Below are 21735 nucleotides of genomic sequence, written 5' to 3' on the forward strand. Positions count from 1 at the left end.
AGACATGAAGAAACTGTTCATCACCACCCTGCTCTTCCTGACCTGTTCTCTGTCACTCTGCGGACAAGTGTACATAGGTGCAGCCTATTACCCGGAACAAGTGGAAATAGAACAAGTGAAAAAGGATGCCCGCCTCATGCAGGAGGCACACTTCAACGTGGCTCGCATGGGAGACTTCGCCTGGCACAGCATGGAACCCAAGGATGGAACGTTCACACTGGAATGGTTGGATCATGCTGTCCGGACACTGTCACAGCACGGCATACAGTCATTGTTGTGCACCCCCACCGCCGCCATCCCCAAATGGATGCACGACGCACACCCCGACATCATGATGGTAGAGGCTAACGGAATGAGAAAGCCCTACGGACGCCGCCGGCATGCCTGCCTGAACAACGAAATCTACCGCCAATATTGCGTACGCATCGCCCGCACACTGGCCGAACGTTACAAGGATAACCCCTCCGTCATCGGCTTCCAGATAGACAACGAACCGGGCACCGAGGATCCCTATTGCTATTGCCACGAATGCTTGAAGAAATTCAAGCTATGGCTACAGAAAAAGTATCAGACCATAAAAGCTTTGAACCAAGCCTGGGGTACCGTCTTCTGGAGCGAGACTTTGGATGACTTTGAGCAAGTATGGCTGCCCCGCCGGATGGACAGTCCCTGCATCTATCTGGACTATCAGCGCTTCAATTCGGACATGGCACTGGAGTTCATCGCCTTGCAACGGGATGCCGTGAAGGCCGTGGCTCCGAATATGACAATCACCACCAACATCGGGGGCAGCGGCTTCGTCACCACCATGGACCTCTACCGGCTCTCCGATGCCTGCGATGTACTCTCGTTTGACAATTATCCTGTGAACGTCACCCTCGAAAGCCTCTACGGCAACGAGCAAGGACTTCCTTTCGACCCCGCCATGACATCTTTTGCCATGCAGATAGTGCGGGGAGGAAAGGCCAGATCGATTTGGGTGCCCGAAGCGCAGATAGGCCGGACGGCACTGACCCAGAAGGAGATTGTGAAACCCGGCTTCCCTCGCCTCTGGAGCCATCAGCAACTGGCCTACGGATGCCACTTATCCGTCTTCTTCCCTTTCCGCGCCTTCCCCTCGGGACATGAGCAATTGATGGCAGGCGTAGTGGAATCGGACAACGCGAAGCGAACCAAATTCTACGAACTGCAACAGACTGCTGCCGAGATACAGGAAGTTTATGCCCGCACAGGCGAGTTACTGCCGACAGCCCGGGCCGCCATCATCCGCGACTTCCAGACGGACTGGGCTTTTGAGAACGGCTACACCTTCTGCCCCGACCTGAAATACCTGCGCGAAGTATACCACTACTATCACGCCCTCCGCACCCGGGGAGTGATGACGGATGTGGTTTCCTCACAATCGGATCTGACAAGATACGGGCTGATTGTAGTACCTTATCTTGCCATTGCCTCTCCCAACTTCTGCCGTCGGCTGGAAGAGGCCGCCTCGCGGGGGGCTGTCGTCCTACTGACTTGCGTGAGTGGCGTGCGCGACATTCACCTACATAAGGAGGATGCCCCGGTAACCACTGCCCTACAACGGCTGGCCGGCATCGAAGTGGAAGAGCAGGAAGCCTTGTTCGGTCGCAAAGCAGGTAGCCTGACCTACGACGGACTCACGGGCGAGTGTCGCTTCTGGTTCGACCAGCTGCGCCTCACCACCGCCCGGCCGCTTGCATCGTTCAGTGGAAACTATTTTGCCGGAAGCGCGGCCATCACGTGCAATAACTATGGCAAGGGGCGAGTCTATTACGTAGCCACCGTACCCGAACAAAGTATCATCGACAAACTGACGGAAGAAGCCATTGCTGCCTCATCCATCAGACCGCTGGCTCAATGCAGTCACCCACAGGTAGAAATCTCCGAACTGAAAAATACCTCCGGAAGGCAGTACATCTATGCCATCAACTTCTCCTACGAAGAACAAACAATCAGCGTCAATGCTCCGGTAACAGATATCAAAACCCGTGAGAAGTATTCTGCATCGGTAACGGTAAAAGCAATGGACTACATGATTATGCAAGTAAGATAACAGATATTTTATTTAGATTATATCAGCAAAAGAATCACACATCATGAAAAAGAATCTCATCGCCTGCCTAAGCCTTGCAGGCATCCTGTCCCTCTCCTCCTGTTCTTCAAAGAAGCAATCGGATAATTGGGGAGACAAACTGACCCAATATGTAGTAGAAGAATACATGCCTGCCAAAGATTACATCTGGAACTGGAATGAAGCCGTCTTTCTGAAATCGGTCGTAATGCGCTGCGAAAACAATCAGGATAAAGACTACCTGTTCCCCTACATACAAACAGCCGTCGAAGCCACATTCCAAGATGCCAACGGCCTGCATCCCAACGCCGTCATTTCCGGCTTAGGATTGGCCTACCTGGCACAAGCCACCGGCGATGCCCGCTATAAGGCCAAAGCCTTCGAAGTCTTCGAACAATACCTGAACATCCCCCGCGCCAGCAACGGCGGCGTCTCCCACCGCGAAGAAGTCATCGAACTATGGGACGACACTGTATATATGGTAGGCGAATTCCTGATGCAGATGTACAAGCTGACCGGCGACAAAGCCTTCCTCCTCGAAGCCATCGCCCAACTGCAAAAGCATGCCGAGAAGCTGGAAGACCCGGCAACCGGACTGTGGTATCATGGCTGGGATAACGACACCATCCCCTCGCAAGACCCTTGCTGCCAGCCCGGCTGGGCCGAGAACCCCAACCGCCGCAACAACGAATTCTGGGGACGCGGCAATGGCTGGATCGTCATGACCCTGGCCGACCTGCTGGAACTGCTGCCCAAAGATGACGAAAACTACTCTTACCTGAAGACCTCCCTCATCAAGAAGCTCGACACCCTCTACCCCTTGCAGGACGAGAAAACCGGACACTGGTACCAATTGCCCGTCTATCCCGGCGAAACGGGCAACTTCATCGAAAGCTCCTGCACCGCCATGTTTGCCTATGCAGCCGCCAAAGGCATCGCACTGGGAATAGTGCCCGCAGATAAATTCATGCCCACAATAGAACGCGCCTACAACGGTTTGGAAGCCAACAGTCTGCAATCTGCCGGTCAATATCTGAAGATGAAGAACATCTGCGGCGGCACTTGTATCGGCGATAAAGAGTACTATTACAACAGAGACATAGTAGACGCGCGGGCATACGCTTTCGGCATAGCTGTCATGTTCTACGACCAATACCGGCAACTGACGGTACAATAGCCCGTCTCTCCACAGAAGAAGTATATATAGGCATCACCTATTACCCTTCAGAAGCAGAACACTATCGGCCTTCTCCTTGAACACTATTCCCCTCGATGCACAAGATGCCATCTTGTGTAGCATAAGATGCCATCTTGAGCAGCATAAGATGCCATCTTGTGCATCGAAGGGAATAGGGGGAGAGATGACAGCAAAGGGAGATACGGATGACAAGCAATAATGATGCAAAGAAAAGCAATATTTGGCGTACGTGGAAAGTGCCCTTTATCAGCCCCATACGCCCCTTTGTTCGCTTTATTTAAGTAAAAAGATTCGCTATCTGAAAAATGTTTCGTACTTTTGTCTCCAAATTGAGTGAAATATAGCGAAATGAACGTATTAGAACTAAGTGAACAGGAAATCATTCGACGCAACAGTCTGAATGAACTTCGCGCGATGGGCATCGAGCCCTATCCCGCAGCAGAGTATGTAACCAATGCTTTTTCTACCGATATTAAAGCTGAATTCAAAGACGAAGCAGAGCCCCGCCAAGTGTCCGTTGCCGGACGTATCATGAGCCGCCGCGTCATGGGAAAAGCATCTTTCATCGAATTGCAGGATTCCAAAGGACGCATCCAGGTGTACATCACCCGCGATGACATCTGTCCGGGAGAAGACAAGGAGATGTACAACACCGTGTTCAAACGTTTGCTCGACTTAGGCGACATCGTCGGCATCGAAGGATTCGTATTCCGCACCCAGATGGGCGAAATCAGTATCCATGCCAAGAAGTTGACCGTGCTCTCCAAGAGCCTCCGCCCGCTGCCTATCGTGAAATATAAAGACGGCGTAGCCTACGACTCGTTCGATGACCCCGAACTGCGCTACCGCCAACGCTACGTCGACCTGATTGTGAACGACGGCGTAAAGGAAAACTTCCTGAAACGTGCCATCATCATCAAAACCATGCGTGCCGTGCTGGACGAAGCAGGCTATACCGAGGTAGAAACCCCGATCCTGCAATCCATCCCCGGTGGTGCCAGCGCCCGCCCCTTCATCACCCACCACAACTCGCTGGATATGGACTTGTATCTGCGTATCGCCACCGAGCTTTACCTGAAGCGGTTGATCGTAGGCGGTTTCGAAGGTGTATATGAAATCGGAAAGAACTTCCGTAACGAGGGTATGGACAAGAACCACAACCCGGAGTTCACCTGCATGGAGCTCTACGTACAATATAAGGATTACAACTGGATGATGAGCTTCACCGAGAAGTTGCTGGAGCGCATCTGCATCGCCGTAAACGGCTGTACGGAAACCGAAATCGACGGCAAGACCATCAGCTTCAAGGCTCCCTACCGTCGTCTGCCCATCCTGGATGCCATCAAGGAGAAGACCGGACACGACCTCAACGGCAAGAGCGAAGACGAAATCCGCCAGATATGCAAGGAACTGAATATGGAGATAGACGACACGATGGGCAAAGGCAAGCTGATAGACGAAATCTTCGGCGAGTTCTGCGAAGGTACCTTCATACAGCCCACCTTCATCACCGACTATCCCGTAGAAATGAGTCCGCTCACCAAGATGCACCGCAGCAAACCGGGCTTGACCGAACGCTTCGAGCTGATGGTAAACGGCAAGGAACTGGCCAACGCATACAGCGAGCTGAACGACCCGATAGACCAGGAAGAACGTTTCAAGGACCAGTTGCAACTGAGTGAGAAGGGCGATGACGAAGCCATGTTCATCGACCAGGACTTCCTGAAAGCGTTGCAATACGGCATGCCTCCCACATCGGGCATCGGCATCGGCATCGACCGCTTGACCATGTTGATGACGGGCAAGGCGTTCATCCAGGAGGTGCTCTTCTTCCCGCAGATGCGTCCCGAGAAGGTTACTCCGAAAGATGCTCCCGCCAAATTCATGGAACTGGGCATCTCCGAAGACTGGGTACCCGTTATCCAAAAGGCAGGCTACAACCTGGTAAGTGATATGAAAGACGTGAATCCGCAGAAGCTCCACATGGATATCTGTGGCATCAACAAGAAATATAAATTGGAACTGGCAAACCCGAGCGTTAACGACGTACAGGGTTGGATCAATTCAATTAAAGATTAATAATGAAAAATGAAAAGAGGATAGGAAGCTACCTTTTCTCTTTTCATTTTTCACTTTTCATTATTAATTCAATATGAAACTACCCGGTAAGATAGCCATCATGGGCGGAGGAAGTTGGGCAACAGCCATTGCAAAGATGGTACTGGCCCAAGCGGAGTCGATAAATTGGTATATGCGGCGAGACGACCGTATTACCGACTTCAAACGACTCGGTCACAACCCTGCCTACCTGACGGGAGTCAAATTTGACACCAAGCGTATCAACTTCAGCTCCAACATCAACGATGTGGTGAAAGAGTCTGATACACTTATCTTCGTAACCCCCTCCCCTTATCTGAAGTCGCACCTGAAAAAGCTGAAGACTAAAATAAAGGATAAATGCATCATCACAGCTATTAAAGGTATTGTGCCCGACGACAACCTGATTGTATCGGAGTACTTCACCAAAGAATATGGCGTACCGGCCGAAAACATCGCTGTACTGGCAGGTCCCTGCCATGCAGAGGAAGTGGCTTTGGAACGCCTTTCTTATTTGACCATCGCTTGTCCGGACACCGACAAGGCTTGTTCCATCGCCCGCCGACTGGCAAGTTCGTTCATCAAGACGTCCGTCAGTAACGACGTGGTGGGGATAGAGTACAGCTCGGTATTGAAGAACGTATATGCCATTGCCGCCGGCATCTGCAGCGGACTGAAATATGGTGATAACTTCCAGGCAGTGCTGGTGTCCAATGCCATACAAGAGATGAACCGCTTCCTGCAAACGGTGCATCCGCTGAACCGAAACGTGAATGATTCTGTTTACTTAGGCGACCTGCTGGTGACGGCGTATTCCAACTTCAGCCGCAACCGTACGTTCGGTACGATGATTGGCAAAGGCTACTCCGTGAAGAGTGCGCAGATAGAGATGGAAATGATAGCCGAAGGCTACTACGGCACAAAGTGTATCAAAGAAATCAACAAGCACTTCCATGTCAACATGCCGATAGTGGATGCCGTTTACAACATCTTGTACGAGCGTATCTCGCCGATGATTGAAATTAAGCTGCTGACGGACTCGTTCCGATAGCAGCAATATAAAGATAAAACGAATACTGAATTTAAAACTTGGAATATTATGATTAGTTTGAACATTGAAAAGACTTTTGGATTCATTTCCAAAGAAAACGTCTTCGCCTATGAAGCCCAAGTAAAGGCTGCACAGGAAGCATTGGAGAATGGTACCGGTAAGGGTAACGATTTCTTAGGCTGGCTGCACCTCCCCTCCTCCATCAGCAAGGAGCATCTGGCTGACCTGAAGGCTACTGCACAGGTAATGCGCGACAACTGCGAAGTGGTAATCGTTGCCGGCATCGGCGGAAGCTACCTTGGCGCACGTGCGGTGATCGAAGCATTGTCAAACAGCTTCACCTGGTTGCAGGACAAAAAGACTGCTCCGGTCATTCTGTACGCCGGACACAACATCGGTGAAGATTATCTGTACGAACTTACCGAATACCTGAAGGACAAGAAATTCGGCGTTATCAATATCTCCAAATCAGGAACAACGACCGAGACTGCTTTGGCTTTCCGTCTGCTGAAGAAGCAATGCGAAGACCAGCGCGGCAAGGAGATGGCAAAGAAGGTTATCGTAGCCATCACGGACGCCAAGAAGGGTGCTGCCCGCATCACTGCCGATAACGAAGGCTATAAATCCTTCATCATCCCCGACAATGTAGGCGGACGTTTCTCTGTACTGACTCCGGTAGGTCTGTTGCCTATCGCAATTGCCGGTTTCGACATTGAGAAGCTGGTGGCTGGTGCAGTGGCTATGGAGAAGGCTTGCGGAAAAGATGTTCCGTTTGCCGAGAACCCGGCTGCTATCTATGCCGCTACCCGCAACGAGCTTTACAAGAATGGCAAGAAGATTGAAATCCTCGTGAACTTCAATCCCAAATTGCACTACGTAAGCGAATGGTGGAAGCAGCTTTACGGAGAATCGGAGGGTAAGGAAAACAAGGGTATCTTCCCTGCTGCCGTAGACTTCTCAACCGACCTGCACTCTATGGGACAATGGATTCAGGAAGGCGAACGCACCATCTACGAAACCGTGATCTCTGTAGAAAAGACACAGCACTCCCTGCAAGTTCCTTCGGATGAAGCCAACCTCGACGGCCTGAACTTCCTGGCCGGCAAGCACGTGGACGAAGTGAACAAGATGGCCGAACTGGGAACTCAGTTGGCCCACGTAGACGGCGGTGTACCCAACATGCGTATCGTTATCCCCGCATTGAACGAAGAGAGCATCGGCGGTCTGCTGTATTTCTTTGAAATCGCTTGCGGCATCAGCGGTTACATCCTGGGCGTGAATCCTTTCAACCAACCGGGTGTAGAAGCATACAAAAAGAATATGTTTGCACTGCTGAACAAGCCGGGTTACGAAGAAGAGTCAAAAGCTATCCAGGCAAGACTGTAAAAACAGGTAAATATTATAGAAGCGCGGAACTCCATTATCCGCGCTTTTTTTGTACCTTAGTGGGCGCTAAACAACAAATGATATGACAAAAAAAGAAGCTATAAAAGTATTCCATGATAAGAAGATCAGAACTGTTTGGGATGACGAGCAGGAGAAATGGTACTTCTCAATAGTAGATGTGGTTGCTGTCTTGACTGACAGTGTAGACCCCGCTGCGTATTGGCGTAAGTTGAAACAAAGACTTAAAGAAGAAGGAAATGAAACCGTGACGAATTGTCACGCTTTGAAAATGCAAGCTGCCGACGGCAAAATGCGGCTTACTGATGTCGCTGATACCGAGCAACTATTCCGCCTCATCCAGTCCATCCCTTCTCCCAAAGCCGAACCTTTCAAACTCTGGATGGCCCAAACTGCCAAAGAGCGCCTCGACGAGATGCAAGATCCGGAACTTACCATCGACCGTGCTATGATGGAGTACAAAGCATTAGGCTATTCTGATAATTGGATCAACCAACGGCTCAAAACCATTGAGGTACGTAAAGAGTTAACCGATGAATGGAAGCGGAACGGGATGCAAGAAGGCGTTCAGTTTGCCGCACTCACAGACATCATCTATCAAACCTGGGCAGATAAAACAGCCAAAGAATATCGCCAATTCAAAGGATTGAAGAAAGAGAACCTTCGGGACAATATGACAAATACCGAACTTATTCTGAATATGCTTGCCGAAGCAGCAACCACCGATCTCTCGAAAGAAAAGAATCCGACCGGATTCGGTGAAAATGTTCAGATAGCCCAAGAGGGAGGAGAAGTTGCACGAGCTGCGCGTGAACAATTAGAAAGTAAATTGGGGCACTCTGTCATATCCCCTTTAAATGCAAAGAGTGTCCTGCAAATAAAATCAGATAAAGAAGAAAATAAATAGTATGTTTGAAGAATCTATCGCCCGCTATCTGGAGAGATACGGACACCCCAATATCAATCTGAAAGCCGTACTCTTCGACATGGACGGCGTACTGTTCAACTCCATGCCCTATCATGCCGATGCCTGGCACAAGGTTATGGAGCGCCATGGCCTGCACCTGAGCCGTGAAGAGGCTTATCTGCACGAAGGACGTACCGGAGCCTCTACCATCAATATCATCTACCAACGTCAGTATGGTAAGGATGCCACTCCCGAGATGGTAGAAAGCATCTATGCCGAGAAGAGTGCAGAGTTCAGCAAGAACCCGGAACCGGAACGTATGCCCGGTGCCTGGGAGGTATTACAAAAAGTAAAAGCCGCAGGGCTCACCCCTATATTAGTCACCGGTTCGGGACAGCACTCATTGCTGAACCGCCTCGTCCATAACTTCCCCGGCATGTTTGAGCGTGAACGCATGGTGACCGCATTCGATGTGAAATACGGCAAACCACACCCGGAACCTTATCTGATGGGATTGGAGAAAGCCGGCGTCAAAGCCAACGAAGCCATTGTAGTGGAGAATGCTCCCATCGGCGTACAGGCCGGAGTGGCAGCAGGCATATTCACCGTAGCCGTCAATACCGGTCCGCTGGACGGGCAAGTGCTGCTGGATGCCAGAGCCAACCTGCTGTTTCCATCGATGCAGGCGCTGTGCGATGATTGGGAAGAGTTGTACAAATCGCTCGCCTCAGGCAGTAATGTAGCAACCTAAATTCACTCATAAAAAACGCATCATCTGTTGGGGCTGAACGCATCATCTGTTAAGGGCAAACACATCATCTATTGAGAGCAAACACATGATGCGTTTCGAACAGACTGAATATACATAAAGAAACTCCCTCTGCAAAGTTCTCATGCAGAGGGAGTTTCTTATGTAGTGACCCCGCTGGGACTCAAACCCAGGACCTTCAGAACCGGAATCTGACGCTCTATTCACTAAGCTACGGAGCCTTAATGCGGATGCAAAAGTATAAAAAATCTCATCACATTCCTAACGTTCGAGTGTTTTTTCTATCGCATTGCTTTCATTTCTCTTCCTGTTATTTTGAGAACGACTACAAGGAATCAAGGAACATTTTGTTATTTTTCAATCTAAAATAGAAGCAAGTATTAATATTATTCATATCTTTGCCAATCAATTTAATATTAGACACATATTATAAACTTATGAGCTACCTGATAACACCGGAAGGTTATAAACCTTTATTGGACTTAAAACAGACAGAATTAGGGATTAAACAGATTAAAGAGTTCTTCCAGCTGAACCTTTCTTCTGAGTTACGTCTGCGCCGTGTCACTGCTCCGCTTTTCGTATTGAAAGGTATGGGTATCAATGACGACCTCAACGGAGTGGAACGTGCCGTTTCTTTCCCCATCAAGGACTTAGGCGACGCACAAGCAGAAGTAGTACACTCCCTTGCCAAATGGAAACGTTTGACACTCGCCGAGTATCACATTGAACCGGGATACGGCATTTACACAGACATGAACGCCATCCGCGCCGATGAAGAACTGGGTAATCTGCACTCCCTTTATGTGGACCAGTGGGACTGGGAACGTGTTATTACCGCCGAGAACCGCACGGTAGAATTCCTCAAAGAAATTGTAACCCGCATCTATGCCGCCATGGTGCGCACGGAATATATGGTATATGAGATGTACCCGCAAATCAAGCCTTGCCTGCCTTGTCCGCAGAAGTTGCACTTCATCCACGCAGAAGAGTTACGCCAGCTCTATCCCGACTTGGAGCCCAAATGCCGTGAACACGCCATCTGCAAGAAGTACGGCGCCGTATTCATCATCGGTATCGGCTGCAAACTGGGCGACGGCAAGAAGCACGACGGACGTGCTCCGGACTATGATGACTACACCAGTGCCGGACTGAATGACTTGCCCGGACTGAATGGCGACCTCCTGCTCTGGGACGATGTACTGCAACGCAGCATCGAACTTTCTTCCATGGGTATCCGCGTAGACAAGGAAGCCTTGCAACGCCAGCTCAAGCAGGAAGGAGAAGAAAAGCGCCTGGAGCTCTACTTCCACAAGCGCCTGATGGACGACACGTTGCCGCTTTCCATCGGTGGCGGTATCGGACAGTCACGCCTGTGTATGTTCTACCTGCGCAAAGCGCATATCGGCGAAATACAAGCCAGCATCTGGCCGGAAGATATGCGCAAGGAATGCAAGGAACACAACATCCATTTGATTTGATATACACTTATCCTGCAATATATTATAAAGTTCAACCCCTCAAAAGGTTGGACTTTATTTTTTATTTTGTACTTTAGCATCCCAAACTACTAATAAATCCAATTATGAATGTTCAGATAGAAGAAAGCTGGAAAGCACACTTGCAACCCGAATTTGAGAAAGATTACTTCCGCACCTTAACGGACTTCGTGCGGGACGAGTATGGAAAATATGCCATATATCCCCCGGGAAAGCTGATATTCAACGCTTTCAACCTCTGCCCTTTCGATAAAGTAAAAGTGGTAATTATCGGTCAGGACCCCTATCACGGACCGGGACAAGCACACGGACTTTGTTTCTCCGTGAACGACGGCGTTCCTTTCCCGCCCTCTTTAGTCAATATCTTCAAAGAAATAAAGAATGATATCGGTACCGATGCTCCCGCTACCGGCAACCTTACCCGCTGGGCAGAGCAAGGTGTGCTGTTGCTCAACGCTACGCTTACCGTACGTGCCCACCAGGCAGGCTCTCACCAGAACCGTGGCTGGGAAACATTTACCGATGCCGCCATCCGCTCCCTTGCCGAAGGGAAAGAGCACCTTGTATTCATCCTTTGGGGAGCATACGCGCAACGCAAAGGTGCTTTTATCGACCGCAACAAGCATCTGGTACTGACTTCCGCACATCCCTCTCCCCTCTCTGCCTATAACGGCTTCTTCGGTAACAAGCATTTCAGCAAAACCAACGATTATCTGAGGGAACATGGAGAAAAAGAAATAGAGTGGTAAAACATTACCACTCTATCACTTATTACTTTTATCATCTTATCATTTTCTGCTAATACCACTTGATATTAGTCTGCGTCTGGCTTCTCTGCTCCCACTTCAGGTCTTGCAGAATCTGTGCGGTAGCACGGATCGTAAAGTTGTAGTATTTCCACCGGCCAAAGGGTGAAAGAGCGGCAGTCATAGTGAAGCAGTGCAGGTCACGGCTGATATTGAAAGCCGTCTGCGTAATCTCCTTCGCATTAAAGTCATAACCGGAATTGAAGCTGACAGCCCATTTATTGGTTAACTTGATGTTACCGTTTATATTGAGGGAGTTCAGACTGAACTTATACGGATAGCGCATGCTCGTCCGGTTGATAGGCTTTGTTCTATCTTCCGTAATATTAAAACCGGTACTGAAGTTGATGGACCAAGGCATCTTGAAAGCCTGGTAACCATCGGCATCTGCCGTGGCCTTCTCTACTTTCTTCTTGGGAGTGCCTCCATCGGTACCATCTTCGTCACTGCTATCCTCATCTTCGGCTGAAGAATTATCTTTATTCTTATCCTTCTCATCATCTACCTTTTCGCCGGTGAAGAAACCTCTTATCTTCTTCCAGGTATCATTATTCACCGTCCAACTGAAAGAGGTACCATAACCCGACCAACGTCCGAAACGACCATAAGACCATTCCGTACGATTACCCGTTACCACTTTTCCATCCTTATCGAACTCGTAGGCATAGGTGGCAAATGTAGAAGCCATACTGAGCGTATAGCTCTTACTCAACTTCATACGAAGGTTGAAGCTCAAGTCACTCCACGGTCGAACCTCAGCTGCCGTATTGTAACTGATACCCATACTCAAGTCATCAATCAGACTCACCTTCCGGATAGAGTCGTTCTTATCCTTATACTTCATTTCCAGGTTATTGGAGATGTTGAACGAGATCGTCCCCTGCTTTCCTCCACTCGGCGGACTGAAAGCCTGACCGGCATAATAGGAATAGCTCACGGTATCGCGTACACCACCTTGCATCTCTTTGATATACGAACCGTTATAGCCAAAACGAGAAGAAGTAAAGTCCGGTGCGGCACTGATACTTACGGAAGGAGTAATGACATGACGAATCTGAATTTCTTTCTTGGGAAGGAAGATGGGCTTGTACATACCGTAAATCTTGGTGTTGACACCTAAGCTGGCACTGTAGTCGTACACACGGTGAAAACCATAAGTAGTGTCGTTCACCTCTACTTGCCGCTGGTCATCCCAATCTTTCGTCACTTTACGAGTGTACCAACGCTCCGTATAATTGACCGATGGAGTCAGGTTGAAATACTTGAAAAGCGTGAAAGTTGCACTTACCGGAATCTCATGTTGCATACCATTCTCCCAATCTCTCACCAGATTGGATTTGAACAGCATGTTGTCCTTGGTCTTAATACTGTTCTTCAAACGACCGGTATAACGTACGGAAATCTTCTCATACCATTTTTCATCGCCCACTGCATGTTTACGCTTGAAGGGGAAGATTGTACTCAAAGAAATCGTCAAGTCGGGCAAAGTCACGGCAATGGAAGAGTCACGCATGGTCTGCGCAATATTAGTTGATGCGGCAATACTCAGATGCTGGTCGGGGAAGTTGCGCGAATAGCTGACACTGGAAGTCTTGGTATTCTGCGACATTGCCTGCGAATTATACATATTACCAATGTTAGTACGTTCGTAACTACTGGTAGCGAAGTTTACGCTGGCAGAGAAGGTTGAATTCGGGCTGGCCTTCGGGTCCTGGCGATGCGACCAAACAATCTTGAAGTCCTTGGCCACCGAATAGTCCGGCAAGCCTTTGTCTCCTGTTTTTGTCACCTGATAGTTGGCCTGCAACAGACCGGAGTATTTGTACCGCTTCACATAGTTTGTCTCTGCATTCAAGGCCCACGAACCTTTGGTGAAGATATCAGCCCTCAACTTCAAGTCCATCTGGTCGCTGATGGCAAAGTAGTAACCACCGTCCGTCAGACCGAAACCACGATTGGAGTCATCCATATAGGTAGGCATCAGGAAGCCGGACTGATAACTGCTTGAGAACGGGAAGAAGAAGAACGGAACTGCCAGAGGAAGCGGTACATCTTCTACCACCAGATAGGCAGGTCCCGTCACTACATTCTTTTTGGGACGTACCTTGGCGTAGGTCATCTGCATATAAAAGTGGGGATGCTCATGGTGGTCGCACGTCGTGTAGCGTCCGCTCCGCATATAGAGCTCGTCATTATTTCCTTTCTTGGCATTGTTACCGGTCACATAGCCTTCACCTTGCTGGCTGACTACATTGCTGATGATACCTCTCTTACTTTTGAAATTATAACGGATGGTATCTGTTTCATAAGACGTGTCTCCATCCTTAAAGACCGGCCTACCCTTTATGGTGCCTATGGAGTCTGTCACACCACGGGCAAAAACAGTATTGTTGTCCATATCCATGGTAATGACATCGGCTTCCAGATCTGCCCCGGGATAAGTCACCTTGCCCTGCCCGTAGAGATTGGCAAAACCGGCTTGGGTAAATACAATGGAGTCATTCGCTTCATAAGCGACGGGGGCATCCAGTGCCTCCTTCTTGGGAGGCGCAGCTATCGTGTCATGCCGCAATGAATCCCCCGACAACGTATCTCCACGTTGCAGAGAATCCGTCGGATTATTGGCAGGCGTGATTCCTCTTCCACGACGCTGAGAAGCGGCCTCATCAGGAAGAAGAAGCAAGACGAATAGTAGTATGAATGATATGAATGTATTTGCTTTCAATGGCGTCATTAACTAATAGTTTACGCTTGAAGGGGCAAAAGTACGTATTTTATACGGATAATCTCCCTTTTTAAAGAAATTTAGATTGCTACAAGAACTGTTCGCACCAATGATCGAAGCGTTGCAAGCCTGCTTCGCCATAACGTTCCAGGCTTTTCCGGGCTTTTTCCACTTTCTTTTCCTTATCCAGACGGGTTTTGGAAAAGAATTTATCGGCAAAGCAAACGACTTGTTCTTCCAGACTGACCGGCACCATTTCCCGATGTGGCACGGGCAATTCCTGACGGATAATCTCCTCCAATGAGAGTCCTGCCCCCGTATGGCGTTCACAGACCAATGCATGGCGGGGATAGCCTTCCTGGCGCATCAGATCGGCTCCTAAATAGCCATGACAGATGTAGGGCCGGTCGCCAAAGCAAAAGATGCCCGGTGCATTCGTCAGAAAAATGCCGATGTCGTGCAACATACCGGCTTCATATAAAAAGTCTTTATCCAGATGGAGTTCCGGATGGCGGTCGGCAATCCAGAGTGCTTTCTCCGCCACCTGGCGGCTATGCTCCAACAGGATATGCTTCAACTCATTATCTTCCGGATAATATTTATCAATAATCGTAATAGGTGACATTTATTTCTCTTTAAACTTATACATATAAATTCTATCACGCAAGTCGCAACTGCGCTTTGTCGTAAGGAAAATTTCTTCGAACTCGTATTTATCACCGAATTCTTCGAACAGCGATTCCTTTACTTTCGTCGGCAACACTAAATATCCTTCACCGGACGGCAAATCTTTTTCAAAGTGCCGCATCTGGTCGTTCATATAGAAATTGGCACCATAAAAGCTCATTTTGGCGTACGAATAGACCACCCCTTGAGGCACCTGTTCCCTGATCTGCTTAACCAAGTGTTTATCCGACTTAACAGCAAGTACCGTAGGTTGATATACAGCATCCAAAGAGACAAAAAGGCAGAGCATACATCCGGCAGCACTATATAATAGAGAATAAGCACCGGCCCGTTTAGAAACAGACACCCATGTACAGACAGCTGCTATCAAAGGAAGCGCCACCAGACACCACTTGGGGATAGAAAGAGCGACTTCTTCCAAAGCATGCATATAAGCTACATTCTCGGCTGCATGGCGTCCGGTCCCGAAGATACTGTCCGGTATCAAGCCGAAACGCACAGCCAGAAAAACTGTCGTAAGTATCAGGCAAAGAGACGCAAATATTACCGCAGAAACCTTGAACACCTTTGCTCCACGCTGCACCAAAGCCAATAAATAATCAGCCATCAGCACTGCCATAAACGGATAGATAGGAAGCAGGTAAACACTGCGCTTACTCTTCGGGATGCAATAGAATATAAAAATGAAAAGAATGACCACCCATGTAAACAATTGCAAGGGAGATTGTGCACGGAACTTATCCCATCCTTTCCTGATACGTTCGCCGAAAGATGCACCCGCAGGCAACCAGCTGATGTTCTTCCACTTCAGGCTGAAAAGGGAGAGAAGCAATACCAGCGTCCAGGGCACCCATCCCCAAATGATAGTCAGGAAGTTATACCATACCGGATTCTCATGCGAGTCATAAGACATCTTACCCATGAAACGACCTGTATTCTCTTCCAGCACCAAATCGATGAAAGACTGTCCTCCCTGTACATAGGCCGCCCCGATCCACGCTGCATAAGGAACCAGAGAAAGCAGCCCCACGGGCAGCAACAAAAAGAATGTTTTCCAGAAAGCACGTCCGCGCAACAACTGATACAGACCTATGCAGGCACAAGGAAATATAGAGCCTACCGGACCTTTGGTCAGCGTGGCACATCCCATCAGCAGAACAGCCAGCCAGGGAATGCCTCGGCATCCTTTCTCGTCCCAGCGGAACAGCAGACACAGGGAAATGACAATGAACGACACTTGTACCATATCGACACGGCAAGCCAGCGCCGCACGATGCACTTCAAAAGAAGACAAAAGAAGAACAGAGGCCAGAAAAGCAGTCTTCACATCCTTACGCTTAGCTATAAAAGTAAAAAATACCAGCTGCATGGCCAGAAACGCAAGGGCGGACGGCAGGCGGGATGAATATTCCGTCACTCCCCCCAGAAGAGAAGAAACAGCAGCAATCGCCCAATAAAAGAAAGGAGGCTTATAGGCTATGTCAGTACCATAGTTTACCGGAAGTATCCAATTGCCACTTTCCAGCATCGAAAGGGCAACAATCGCCTCACGCGGTTCTCCTTTAGAGTAAAATATCGTTTCTCCCAGGAAAGGGAGTATCACAAGCACACTGAGTAATGCAATAAACCAGAACGCTTTCTTTCTATCATCCGACATATATTTCTGTTTTTAGTGATTTCTGTGCGCAAAAGTACAAATTATTCTGTAACAATCCCTAACTTTGTCATCTCAATTCTATGAATATGAATAGACTGAAACAGTTACCGGAATTTATCCGCTTCATTATAGTAGGTACCTTTGCCACCGGACTGCACTATGGCTTGTACTTTGTGCTCCAGCGGGTCATCAACGTCAACATGGCATATAGCATAGGATATATACTCAGCTTTATTGCCAATTTTTATCTGACAGCCTTCTTCACCTTCCGGAGAAAAGCATCCTGGAAGAAAGCCTTCGGCTTCGGTGGAGCCCATCTGATCAACTATCTGCTCCATATAGGATTGCTGAATTTATTCCTTTGGCTGGGCCTGTCCAAGCCACTGGCTCCGATACCGGTATTCGCCATTGCCATTCCGGTAAACTTCCTGCTGGTGAGGTTTGTTTTCAAATACAAAGGAAGATAATTTGTATTTCTCATGATTTCTTACGAATATTGCAAAAAGAATAATCGATTATGGAAAAATCTCCGGTACTTGCCATCGTAGTGCCTTGCTATAAAGAAGAGGCCGTCTTATGCGAAACGCACAAACGGTTAACCCAGTTGCTCGACCGCCTGACAGCTGAGGGTCGCATTGCCCCCGAAAGCTACATACTGTACGTAAACGACGGTAGCACCGACCGCACCTGGAGCATCATCGAAGAGCTTCATCAGAATACTCCGTATGCATGCGGCCTTAATCTGGCAGGAAATGTGGGGCATCAGAATGCACTTATGGCCGGGCTGAACACCGTTAAGGAACGGTGCGACGTCGCCATCTCCATAGATGCCGACTTGCAAGATGACATCAACGCCATTCCCGAAATGCTGAAGCACTATATGGAAGGATGCGACATCGTCTACGGCGTGCGTCAGGAGCGCAAGACCGATACACTTTTTAAACGTACCACGGCCCTCGCCTTCTACCGGATGATGAAAATAATGGGAGTAAAGTCCATCTATAATCATGCCGACTATCGGCTGATGAGCCGTCGTGCCATCCGGCAGCTTTGCCGCTTCCGCGAACGCAACCTCTACCTGCGCGGCATGGTACCTCTTATCGGTTATCAGACTGCCTGCGTCTATTACAATCGCGACAAGCGTTTCGCAGGAGAGTCTAAATATCCGTTCAAGAAGATGCTGAACTTTGCCATCGATGGAATTACTTCTTTCTCTGTCAAGCCTGTGCGGATGATCTTCTGGTTAGGGTGCATCTTCATCCTGATAGCCTTGTGTGTCACCGTTTGGACACTGCATGCTTATTTCCTACACGATACCGTACCAGGATGGGCATCTCTGATGATCTCCGTTTGGCTGGTAGGCGGTGTGGTATTGGTATCCTTGGGAATCGTAGGAGAATACATCGGTAAAATCTATATCGAAGTAAAGGACCGTCCCCGGTATAACGAAGAGGAATTGCTGCTGCGCTAAGATACCGCTCAACAGCAATTCTTCATTTAATACAAAATCGCCAGCCAGTGGCTGCCGATTTAAATCATTTCATCTCCTTCTTCCTCTTTTTCCACAACTGATAGCTATTGATAATATTCTGCCACAACACGTACGATCCCGGCCCTACAGATGACAACGGATTCAGATAAGTATAAGCCATCCAAATGGCAAGTACCGTATTCTTCTGTCCCAGTGCCTGACCGCCACTGATACGTTCTTTGTAATGACCGCCAATCCGTTTGCCTAGATAGAACTGGATGCAGCAGGTTATCAATCCTGCCAAAGCAATCAGCACTTCGACAAACACCGGTGCTTCACTATTGACCAACGAGCGCACCGTCTGTCCGGAGACAATGGCAAGCGCCACACCCCACAAGTAAAAGGCAGCATCGTGAAAACCCAACAGAAAATGATGAACCTTCGGCACAAATGCCCGCAGAAACCAAGCCAGAAAGAAAGGACAAAGCAACAATGGGAATACTTTACTCAAAATCTTCAGGAATGCAACAATAAAAGAGATATCGGCATGAGGCTCCACCAAAGGAAATACCAACGGAACCGCCACTGCCGCCAGAAGATTGGATAATAATGTATAAGTAGTCAGGCTCGATGCACTGCCGCCCAACTTTCCGGTGATGACTGCAGCAGCAGTTGCCGTAGGACAAATGAGGCAGACCATCGCTCCCTCGAACACTTCCCGGTAAACCTCCTCCATAGGACAGCACAACAGTAAAGCCGCAACTACCAAGCAAGAAACCGTCTGAAACAACAATAACCAGCCATGCCATGATTTGGGCTTCAACTCGTGCACCTCTACCTTGCAGAAAGTAAGGAGGAGTTGCGCAAAAATCAGAAACGGAGTGAGATACGCCACCAATCCGTTCACGAGAGGTTTGGCCGGAGCGACAAAGGGAATCTTTGCAAAAAAGAAATATCCCAAAGTACCCGCAATCATTGCCAAAGGCAACGTCCAGTTTTTCAAAAAACGAAGGATCATACCTGTCTACTGTTATTATTTTCCGCGCAAAGTTACGTATATTATCAATACGTTGAACCCTGGCAAAGCCTCTGAATCCATAAAAATAAGTATAATCGGAACAAAACTTAAACACAAACCATCAGTTTTCTATAAATTTCCACTACATTTGCAGCGACTTTTATATGAAACTATACAGACGCTACATATTATATATAGGTATATGCTTAGGGCTGCTTGTCTCTCCCTTCTGTACGGGCAGCGCTGAAGCAAAGGACTTTGTTGTCGTTATTGATGCAGGTCATGGCGGCCACGACCCCGGCGCAATAGGCAAAATATCCAAAGAAAAAAATATCAATCTGAATGTAGCACTCAAGTTGGGCAAACAGATACAGAAGAATTGTCCCGATGTGAAAGTTATCTACACACGCAACCGGGATGTATTCATCCCCCTCGACCGCCGCGCCGAGATTGCCAACAACGCCAAGGCCGACTTGTTCATCTCTATCCATACCAATGCCCTGGCCAAAAACCGGACAGCCCAAGGGGCTTCGACCTGGACACTGGGTCTTGCCAAATCGGATGCCAACCTGGAAGTAGCCAAACGGGAAAACTCGGTTATCCTCTACGAAAGCGACTATAAAACACGATATGCAGGTTTCAACCCTAATTCAGCGGAGTCTTACATCATTTTTGAATTCATGCAGGACAAATATATGTCGCAAAGCGTGCATCTGGCATCGCTCGTGCAGAAGCATTTCCGCCATACGTGCAAGCGCAATGACCGCGGCGTACACCAAGCAGGCTTCCTGGTACTAAAAGCCAGCGCCATGCCAAGCATCCTGGTAGAACTCGGATTCATCTCCACACCGGAAGAAGAACGATATCTGAATACAGAAGCAGGAACGACCTCACTTGCCAACGGCATCTTCCGGGCTTTCCTGACTTACAAGCGCGAGCAGGAAATACGCCTGAACGGGAACAGTAATACCATTTTGCCGGAAGATGTGCCCGAACCGGCAATGCAGGAAGAGAAAGACAGCACAACTGCGGAAGCAGAGAAAAAGGAAACTACACATTCCGAGCCCAAACAAGCCCCTCAGCGCCCCCAACAAGCAGAAAAAGCAGCCACGGCTCAAACAGAACGCAGTGGCATTGTGTTTAAGATACAGATACTCACCTCTTCGCGACCTTTGGCCAAAAACGACAAAAGGCTCAAAGGCTTGAAAGATGTGGATTATTATAAAGAAGGTGGATTATATAAATATACCTACGGCGCATCGCCCGATTACAATAAGGTGTTGCGCACCAAACGTAGCATTACAGCCCAGTTTAAGGATGCTTTTATCATAGCCTTCAAAAACGGAGAAAAGACAAACGTAAACGCCGCAATCAACGAATTTAAAAAGAACAGAAATAAATAACAGAAGATACATCATGAAGTATATCACCAAAGAAGTCAGAATAGGGATAGCGGGCATAGCCGCACTCTGCGTATTAGTATATGGCATCAATTACCTGAAAGGCATCAACATGTTCAAGCCTTCCAGCTATTTCTACGTGAAGTTCCAAAACGTCAACGGACTGACTAAATCGAGCCCGGTCTTTGCAGATGGTTTCCGCGTTGGTATTGTACGCGACCTGTACTACGACTACACCCAGCCGGGAAAAGTTGTAGCAGAAATTGACGTCGATCCGGAACTGCGCATCCCCACAGGAAGTACAGCCGAATTGACAGCCGAAATGCTGGGCGGAGTGAAAATGAATCTGCTCCTGGCCAACAACCCACGGGAAAAATATCAGATAGGAGACACCATTCCCGGAGTGCTGAACAACGGTATGATGGAAAAAGTTGCCGACATGCTGCCACAACTGGAGAAAATGCTACCCAAACTGGACTCCATCCTCGGGTCTCTGAACACCGTACTTGCCGACCCTTCCATACCTGCCACCCTGCATAACATACAGGACTTAACGGCAAGCATGAACGGTGCAAGCCACCAATTGCAGTCGCTCATGAAAAACGACATCCCGCAACTGACCGGCAAACTCAACACCATCGGAGATAACTTTGTACTTATTTCCAGCAATCTGAAAGAAATTGACTATGCAGCAGCGATGCAAAAAGTAGACTCCACGCTGAACAATGTAAAAATGATTACAGACAAACTGAATCAAAAAGACAACACCATCGGACTCCTGTTAAACGACCCGTCTCTTTACAACAATTTAAATGCCACTACCGCCAATGCAGCAAGCTTGCTGGAAGACTTAAAATCGCATCCAAAACGGTACGTTCATTTCTCTTTGTTCGGCAAAAAAGACAAGTAGAAAATTACTATTATATAGATTTCGTCTAAATAGCAAGACGCTGG

The 21735-nt window shown here is 48.5% G+C and carries 17 protein-coding genes and 1 tRNA gene; 13 read left to right on the forward strand and 5 right to left on the reverse strand.

Going from position 1 to position 21735, the window contains the following annotated elements; all coding sequences use genetic code 11:
• Positions 1–4: 4 nt before the first annotated feature.
• The 7 genes from AAE250_RS14800 to AAE250_RS14830 all read left to right on the forward strand — a co-directional run bounded on the left by AAE250_RS14800 (position 5) and on the right by AAE250_RS14830 (position 9500).
• The gene (locus tag AAE250_RS14800) at positions 5–2074 is read left to right on the forward strand and encodes a beta-galactosidase (protein ID WP_294598199.1); all 2070 of its coding nucleotides are present in this window, start codon (positions 5–7) and stop codon (positions 2072–2074) included.
• A 43-nt stretch (positions 2075–2117) separates the two neighbouring features.
• On the forward strand, positions 2118–3269 hold the full coding sequence (locus AAE250_RS14805) for a glycoside hydrolase family 88/105 protein (protein WP_294598201.1): 1152 nt from the start codon (positions 2118–2120) through the stop codon (positions 3267–3269).
• A 369-nt stretch (positions 3270–3638) separates the two neighbouring features.
• A complete protein-coding gene (gene lysS / locus AAE250_RS14810) occupies positions 3639–5369 on the forward strand; it encodes a lysine--tRNA ligase (RefSeq protein WP_294598204.1) in 1731 nt (576 codons plus the stop codon).
• Positions 5370–5442: 73 nt separating this feature from the next.
• A complete protein-coding gene (locus AAE250_RS14815; RefSeq protein WP_294598207.1) occupies positions 5443–6438 on the forward strand; it encodes an NAD(P)H-dependent glycerol-3-phosphate dehydrogenase in 996 nt (331 codons plus the stop codon).
• 48 nt (positions 6439–6486) lie between these two features.
• A complete protein-coding gene (locus AAE250_RS14820; RefSeq protein WP_294598210.1) occupies positions 6487–7824 on the forward strand; it encodes a glucose-6-phosphate isomerase in 1338 nt (445 codons plus the stop codon).
• An 82-nt stretch (positions 7825–7906) separates the two neighbouring features.
• The gene (locus AAE250_RS14825; protein WP_294598213.1) at positions 7907–8749 is read left to right on the forward strand and encodes a BRO-N domain-containing protein; all 843 of its coding nucleotides are present in this window, start codon (positions 7907–7909) and stop codon (positions 8747–8749) included.
• A 1-nt stretch (position 8750) separates the two neighbouring features.
• The gene (locus AAE250_RS14830; protein ID WP_294598216.1) at positions 8751–9500 is read left to right on the forward strand and encodes an HAD family hydrolase; all 750 of its coding nucleotides are present in this window, start codon (positions 8751–8753) and stop codon (positions 9498–9500) included.
• Between the two features lie 166 nt (positions 9501–9666).
• Here AAE250_RS14830 and AAE250_RS14835 read toward each other — a convergent pair.
• Positions 9667–9739: transfer RNA gene (locus AAE250_RS14835), tRNA-Arg, on the reverse strand.
• 216 nt (positions 9740–9955) lie between these two features.
• On the opposite strand from AAE250_RS14835, the gene asnA reads away from it, so the two are divergent.
• Positions 9956–10999, forward strand: a complete 1044-nt coding sequence (asnA, locus tag AAE250_RS14840) for an aspartate--ammonia ligase (protein ID WP_294598218.1) — start codon at positions 9956–9958, stop codon at positions 10997–10999.
• A 104-nt stretch (positions 11000–11103) separates the two neighbouring features.
• Positions 11104–11766, forward strand: coding sequence for a uracil-DNA glycosylase (gene ung / locus AAE250_RS14845; RefSeq protein ID WP_294598221.1), 663 nt, complete (start codon positions 11104–11106; stop codon positions 11764–11766).
• Between the two features lie 49 nt (positions 11767–11815).
• Here the strand turns inward: ung and AAE250_RS14850 are convergent, their stop codons facing one another.
• The 3 genes from AAE250_RS14850 to AAE250_RS14860 form a co-directional block, all read right to left on the reverse strand.
• Positions 11816–14557 (reverse strand): putative LPS assembly protein LptD, encoded by a 2742-nt coding sequence (locus AAE250_RS14850; RefSeq protein ID WP_294598224.1) that lies wholly within the window; start codon positions 14555–14557, stop codon positions 11816–11818.
• Positions 14558–14636: 79 nt separating this feature from the next.
• Entirely contained in the window at positions 14637–15173 is a 537-nt protein-coding gene (locus AAE250_RS14855; protein ID WP_294598227.1) for an HD domain-containing protein, read from the reverse strand.
• Entirely contained in the window at positions 15174–16892 is a 1719-nt protein-coding gene (locus AAE250_RS14860; protein WP_294598230.1) for an ArnT family glycosyltransferase, read from the reverse strand.
• 86 nt (positions 16893–16978) lie between these two features.
• On the opposite strand from AAE250_RS14860, the gene AAE250_RS14865 reads away from it, so the two are divergent.
• Complete coding sequence (locus tag AAE250_RS14865; protein WP_294598233.1) at positions 16979–17359, forward strand: GtrA family protein; 381 nt, start codon at positions 16979–16981, stop codon at positions 17357–17359.
• 50 nt (positions 17360–17409) lie between these two features.
• Positions 17410–18363 (forward strand): glycosyltransferase family 2 protein, encoded by a 954-nt coding sequence (locus AAE250_RS14870; protein ID WP_294598237.1) that lies wholly within the window; start codon positions 17410–17412, stop codon positions 18361–18363.
• Between the two features lie 64 nt (positions 18364–18427).
• On the opposite strand, the gene AAE250_RS14875 is transcribed toward AAE250_RS14870, so the two are convergent.
• A complete protein-coding gene (locus AAE250_RS14875; RefSeq protein ID WP_294598240.1) occupies positions 18428–19381 on the reverse strand; it encodes a transporter in 954 nt (317 codons plus the stop codon).
• Between the two features lie 164 nt (positions 19382–19545).
• On the opposite strand from AAE250_RS14875, the gene AAE250_RS14880 reads away from it, so the two are divergent.
• Positions 19546–20784, forward strand: a complete 1239-nt coding sequence (locus AAE250_RS14880; protein WP_294598243.1) for an N-acetylmuramoyl-L-alanine amidase family protein — start codon at positions 19546–19548, stop codon at positions 20782–20784.
• Between the two features lie 13 nt (positions 20785–20797).
• A complete protein-coding gene (locus AAE250_RS14885) occupies positions 20798–21691 on the forward strand; it encodes an MlaD family protein (protein ID WP_294598246.1) in 894 nt (297 codons plus the stop codon).
• Positions 21692–21735 lie beyond the last annotated feature (44 nt).

Origin of the sequence: Bacteroides sp. GD17 (assembly GCF_038448625.1) — a bacterium.
Lineage (GTDB): Bacteria > Bacteroidota > Bacteroidia > Bacteroidales > Bacteroidaceae > Bacteroides.